Source organism: Paraburkholderia fynbosensis, from assembly GCF_902859935.1.
GTDB lineage: Bacteria > Pseudomonadota > Gammaproteobacteria > Burkholderiales > Burkholderiaceae > Paraburkholderia > Paraburkholderia fynbosensis.
Window position 1 is genome coordinate 1 of the sequence record NZ_CADIKI010000088.1, and the last position, 549, is coordinate 549.

The following is a 549-nucleotide window of genomic DNA, read 5'->3' on the forward strand; positions in this document are numbered from 1 at the left end:
CTGCGTGACCGCGGAGTTTTGCGGCAAGGCATTGGCCATCGAGCATGACGGCGAAGTCTACTCGTGCGATCACTATGTTTATCCCGACTACGCGCTGGGCAACATCCGTGCGACGCATCTCGGCGAGATGGCATTCTCGGCGCGGCAGCAAACCTTCGGCTACGCCAAGCGAAATTCTCTTCCAGAGTTTTGCCGACAGTGCAAGCATCTCAAACTCTGCTGGGGGGAGTGTCCGAAGAATCGCTTCGTGCGCAGCCCCGATGGCGAGCCCGGATTGAATTATCTATGTTCGGGCATTCGTCGCTTTCATGACTATGCGGGCCCCGCTCTCAGACAGTTGGCAAGGCAGTCTGAATGATTGGTGGAAAGTCGCTCGCTTCGAAGCGCAGTGGCGACGCCGAACTGTCGGGGTCGCACCTGGATGCCTGCGAAAATTGGGTTTTTTCTTTGGAGGCCGTATGGACGCTAACCTGGTGAAGCGAATAGCACTCGCGTTGCAAGAAGCGGCGCGCAATCGCACGCTCTTGCCGTACCAACGCCTTCACGCGA

1 protein-coding gene is annotated in these 549 nt (G+C 57.7%); it reads left to right on the forward strand.

Annotated elements, in window-relative coordinates:
- Positions 1–358, forward strand: a 358-nt coding sequence (locus tag HV770_RS38125; RefSeq protein ID WP_175166540.1) for an SPASM domain-containing protein, incomplete at its 5' end; no start/stop codon positions are given.
- Between the last annotated feature and the right edge of the window lie 191 nt (positions 359–549).